The 3,191-nt window shown below is 73.1% G+C and carries 4 protein-coding genes; 2 read left to right on the top strand and 2 right to left on the bottom strand.

What is annotated here, in order from left to right; translation table 11 throughout:
• The coding region (locus tag ABZ749_RS32540) for a hypothetical protein (protein WP_357234626.1) at window positions 1-284 on the top strand (284 nt) is incomplete at its 5' end.
• A 1-nt stretch (window position 285) separates the two neighbouring features.
• Here the strand turns inward: ABZ749_RS32540 and ABZ749_RS32535 are convergent.
• Complete coding sequence (locus ABZ749_RS32535; protein WP_357234623.1) at window positions 286-1,086, bottom strand: crotonase/enoyl-CoA hydratase family protein; 801 nt, start codon at window positions 1,084-1,086, stop codon at window positions 286-288.
• A 185-nt stretch (window positions 1,087-1,271) separates the two neighbouring features.
• Between ABZ749_RS32535 and ABZ749_RS32530 the strand changes: the two genes are divergently transcribed.
• Window positions 1,272-2,126, top strand: coding sequence for a Rieske 2Fe-2S domain-containing protein (locus tag ABZ749_RS32530; RefSeq protein WP_328651462.1), 855 nt, complete (start codon window positions 1,272-1,274; stop codon window positions 2,124-2,126).
• Window positions 2,127-2,572: 446 nt separating this feature from the next.
• Here the strand turns inward: ABZ749_RS32530 and ABZ749_RS32525 are convergent, their stop codons facing one another.
• The gene (locus ABZ749_RS32525; RefSeq protein ID WP_357234620.1) at window positions 2,573-2,830 is read right to left on the bottom strand and encodes a hypothetical protein; all 258 of its coding nucleotides are present in this window, start codon (window positions 2,828-2,830) and stop codon (window positions 2,573-2,575) included.
• Window positions 2,831-3,191 lie beyond the last annotated feature (361 nt).

Raw genomic sequence — 3,191 nt, 5'->3', positions numbered from 1 at the left:
TCGATCCGACCTACAGCGGCATCATGTTCCAGACCAACTACGTCGGTGGGCAGCCGCAGAACCCGATCACCGACACGGTCTTCACGAACGTCTCGATCAGCGGTGCCCGGAAGAGCGGGGACGCCTACGACGCGAAGTCCGGCTTCGCCATCTGGGCGAACCCCATGCCGGAGGCGGGGCAGGGGCCGGCCGTCGGCTCGGTCACCTTCAACAACCTGCGGCTGAGCAACAACGCCGTGGACATCCAGAACCCCACGACGACCTTCACCATCAACCGCAACTGATTCACCCGGTAGCCGACGCCGTCGGGGGGACCCACCCTCCCGGCGGCGTCGCGCCGTGTCGGCCCTCGCCCGCGGCGAACCGGGCCGCGCCGGCCGCCGCGTCAGTGGCCAGCGAATCCATCCCGTACGCCAACTCGGTCGCCAGCGCTTCCGGCTCGGGTCGTCCCGCAGCGGCCAGCAGTGCCAACCGGTCGTTGCGCAGGCAGGTCTGCGGATGCCGGGCGATCGCCGCCGCCAACTCCTCGGCCGCGGCCCGCGCCTGGCCGGGTGGCACCAACCGATTGACCAACCCCATCGAGTACGCCTCGTCGGCCGGCACCGGCCGGCCGGTGAGGATCAGGTCCATGGCCCGACTCTCGCCGATCAACCGGGGCAGCCGGACGGTGCCACCGTCGATCAGCGGCACTCCCCAGCGGCGGCAGAAGACCCCGAGTGTCGAGTCGGACTCGGCGACCCGCAGGTCACACCAGAGCGCCAGTTCCAGCCCGCCCGCCACCGCGTACCCGGAGATCGCCGCGATCACCGGTTTGCTGAGCGTCATCCGGGTCGGACCCATCGGGCCGTCCCCCTCGGGCTCGACCCGGTTGCCGCTCGGTGTGCCGATCGCCTTGAGGTCGGCGCCGGCGCAGAACGTCCCACCGGCGCCCCAGAGCACTGCCACCAACGCGTCCGGATCAGCCTCGAAGGCCCGAAACGCGTCCGCCAGCGCCCGAGCCGTAGGACCGTCCACGGCGTTCCGAGCGTCCGCCCGGTCCAGCACCACTGTGGTGACCGCCCCGACCCGCTCCACCCGTACACCCATCCCGCCAGCATGCCGGCCCGGCCCCAACCCCACAATCCCCGTCGATCTTGCACTTTGGGTTGCCGATTCGCCCCTTGTGGCCAGGATTTTGTGAGCACAAACTGCAAGATCGGCGGCCTGGGTGGTGCGGCAGGTTTGTCGCCGCTGGCCGGTTTGCGACGGCGAACGCCGGGAAGTCGGTACTCGTGCGAGCACTTTTGACGAAAGTTGAGCAGGACTCCCGGCTGGACCGCGCGGGCGACCGGTTGCAGAAGGTCGTCCTGGGGACGCTACGTCCACGTCGGCTGCGCGACCTGTTGCACGGGGTGACCCTCGGGCATCCGCTGCACCCGGCGATGGTGCAGGTGCCGGTCGGCGCGTGGATCAGCGCCGCGGTGCTGGACCTCATGCCCGGGCAGCGCCGGCCCGCCACGGTGCTGGTCGGTCTGGGCACCGTCAGCGCGCTGCCGGCGGCCGTCGCCGGTCTGAACGACTGGGCGGCACTCGCCCGGGACCAGCGCCGGGTCGGCCTGGTGCACGCCGCCGCCAACACCGTCGGCATGACGCTCTACGCCGGCTCGCTGGCCGCCCGGCTGTCCGGCCGCCACGGAATGGGTCGCGCCCTCGGCTTCCTCGGGCTCTCCACGGTGAGCCTCGGCGCGTACATCGGGGGTCACCTGGCGTACAAGCAGGGGGCGCAGGTCAACCAGAGCGTCTCCGAGCTGCACCGGATGACCGATGGCTGGCACTCGCTGGCCGACATGGCGACGCTGCCGCAACGCACCCTGATCACCAGAGAGGTGGACGACGACATCTCGGTGATCCTCTACCGGCACGGTGACGAGGTGACCGTGATGTTGGAGCGCTGCCCGCACCAGAGCGGGCCGCTCGGCGAGGGTGAGGTGCAGGAGATCGACGGCCACGCCTGCGTGGTCTGCCCGTGGCACGGCAGCGCCTTCCGGCTCAACGGCGGCGAGGTCGTACAGGGGCCGTCCGGCAACGACCAGCAGATCCTGCCCACCCGGATCCAGAACGGTGTGCTCCAGACCCGCCTGCCCTGACCCGATCCGCGCTGACCCGATCCGCGCTGGCCCGATCCGCGCCGGCCCGTTCCCCGCTGGCCCGCCCGCGCCGTGGCCTGGTCCGGGCGCCTCCGGCGTCGGGATGCCTCACCTCACGCAGATGCTCCGCGCCCCAGGGCAGTAACTCCTTCGACGCTGATGTCTGTGAGTCATCGTGATGACTCACAGACATCAGCGCTCTCCGGGACGTCGCCCCGGCCGCCCCGCCAGGGCGGCGTGACCAGACCGCCTCGGGCGCGATCGGCGCGACGTGAAGGAACCAGGTCCAGCGCGGGGTGGCCAGCCGCGTGGCAGGCGCGGCGTGGGTCCGGCGGATGCCGCCCGACCGGGGTGGCCAGCCGCGTCGCAGGCGCGGCGTGGGTCCGGCGGACGCCGCCGACCGGGGTGGCCAGCCGCGTCGCAGGCTGGCGTGGCGTGCGGGCCGCTCAGGTGCGTCGGTGTCGGCCGACCGGCGGACCGTCCGGTACCGAGTCCAGGCCGTGCCCGCCGTCGAACAGCCCGCCCTCGCCGCCGGCGCCGGCCCAGCCCTCGTCACCACCCCAGCCCGCAGGGTCGGCGGCCGTCATTCCGCCGCCGTGGGGTGCCGTGCCGCCGGAGAGTGCCATCCCGCTGCCCGGGAACGCCGTGCTGCCGGGGTAAGCCATTCCGCTGCCGGCGGGCATCGCCCCACTGCCGGCGGGCATCACCCCACTGCCGGTAGGTGCGACCCCGCTACTGGCGGGCGCCACCCCACTGGCGGGCGTCACCCGACTGGCGGGCGTCGCCCCACTGCCCAGAGGTGCGACCCCACTGCCGACAGGCGTCGTCCCGCCGCTGCGAGGTGCGAAGTCGCTCCCGCCCGGTGCCGCGCCGCCGTGTGGCGTCGCCGGGCCTTCGATGGCCGCGGCCGCCCGACTGGCAGCCCAGGCGGCACCGCTCCCGGCCGTCCCTCCGCCGCCACGCCGGCCCGCGCCACTGCCTTGGCCCGCACCACTGCCACCCTGGCCCGCGCCACTGCCTTGGCCCGCACCACTGCCACCCTGGCCCGCGCCACTGCCTTGGCCC

Source organism: Micromonospora sp. NPDC047753 (assembly GCF_040642735.1).
Classification (GTDB): Bacteria; Actinomycetota; Actinomycetes; order Mycobacteriales; family Micromonosporaceae; genus Micromonospora.
Note: the sequence above shows the minus strand (reverse complement) of the source record. Positions and strands in the feature narration are given on the sequence as shown.

Coding starts and splice junctions, on each gene's coding strand:
- ABZ749_RS32535 (WP_357234623.1), bottom strand. CDS start 1,086: ATGGGTGTACGGGTGGAGCGGGTCGGGGCGGTCACCACAGTGGTGCTG.
- ABZ749_RS32525 (WP_357234620.1), bottom strand. CDS start 2,830: ATGCCCGCCGGCAGTGGGGCGATGCCCGCCGGCAGCGGAATGGCTTAC.